The sequence below is a fragment of the Nocardia sp. NPDC049190 genome (genome assembly GCF_040648115.1).
Classification (GTDB): Bacteria; Actinomycetota; Actinomycetes; order Mycobacteriales; family Mycobacteriaceae; genus Nocardia.
The window spans coordinates 1-1,447 of record NZ_JBEZDE010000114.1; the positions used below are offsets into that span (position 1 = coordinate 1).

The following is a 1,447-nucleotide window of genomic DNA, read 5'->3' on the forward strand; positions in this document are numbered from 1 at the left end:
CGTCTGGTCTGCGTCGTATGCGTTTTCCGAGGGTGCGTAGTTCGTGGGCGGTTTCGTCGGCGAGGCGGGTGGCGCCGGCGTCTCGGAGTGAGTTGTAGGCTAGTTCGAGTTCGCTGATTGCTGGGTCGGTTCGGCCGGATCGGGTCAGTGCGCGGCCCATGGTGAGTTGGGCTCGGGCGGCCCACACGCTCATTTCGACAGCTGTGTAGCACTCGTATGCTTGTTGGGCGGTTGCGGCCGCGGCGTCGAACTCGTCTCGCGCGAGGTGTGTCAGTGCTCGCGAATACAGGACCTGTCCCTCGCGGGAGCGTAGGCCGAAGGTGAAGTCCTGCATGCGGTGCACGATCGCTTCGGCCGCGTCGATGCGTCCGGTCGCCAGTTCGGCTTTGACCAACGCCGACTCGAAGAACGAACGCACGATCGGTGGCATCTCCGACAGTTCCGATCCGCCGATCGATTGGATTTCGCGGCGGCCGCGTTCGTAGTCACCCGCTTCGACGAGTGCCTGACCGTAGGCCCCGCGTGCCAGCCAAGCGTAGTGCGCGCCAGGCGCCCGCTCGACCGCTTGTAGTGCCGCTTGTCCGGCATGCGTGGCGGCCGAGAGGTCACCGGCCAATGTCTCGACGAAGCAGCGCATGCCTTCGGCGGTGGTTCGGAGTTGGTCGTTGTCGAGCAGTAGTGCTACCTCGACAGCCGATTCCGCGGCGCGTCGTGCGCCTTCGAGCTGACCCAGAAGCATTTTCGCGCCGGCTTCCCCGACCAGGAACCGAGCGACGACGTGTCCGTGTCCGGTGGCGCGGCTGATCTTCAGCCCGCGTTCGGCGTGCCGGCTGGCCGCGCGAACCTGGTCGATCCCTATCTCGGCGTCGACCAGGTTCGCCAACGGCTCGAGTAACTCAGGCGCCATGACGACATCACCGGCGTCGATATGGCCGGCAACCATGTCCGCGAGGTAGCGCGATCGAGCCTTGTCACCCTGATAGGTGGTCAACAAGGCAAGCAGAGCACTGGACGCGACCAACAACCCGGGATCACCCAGCGCTTCGGCCTGCCCACGAGCCCGCGACGCGATCTCGACAGCCTCCGCCCACTGCCGCCTCATCAGGCAATTCTCGGCAAGCGCCAATTCCAGCGACACCGCATCCGCACTATCCACCGCGGTCTCCGCCAAAGCCGCCACCAGCAGACGACGAGCCTCCTCCACCTGCCCGAGCCCATGATCGGCACGCGCGATCATCGCGACCACCCGCAACCGTTCACCCAACGCATCAGGACCAAGCAACCCCAACGCCTGCTCCAACGCCACCCGACTATCACGCAAACCACCCGAATACGCCAACGCACCAGCCCGCGACACAAGCAACCCGAACCGCTGCTCATCCACACCAGTCACCGGCAACAAACGCAAAGCAGCATCAAACCAACCCGCAGCAGCCGCCGGCGCGCG

1 protein-coding gene is annotated in these 1,447 nt (G+C 65.4%); it reads right to left on the reverse strand.

What is annotated here, in order from left to right:
- The coding region (locus tag AB0B25_RS32130) for a hypothetical protein (protein ID WP_357187606.1) at window positions 1–1,384 on the reverse strand (1,384 nt) is incomplete at its 3' end.
- Window positions 1,385–1,447: the final 63 nt, after the last annotated feature.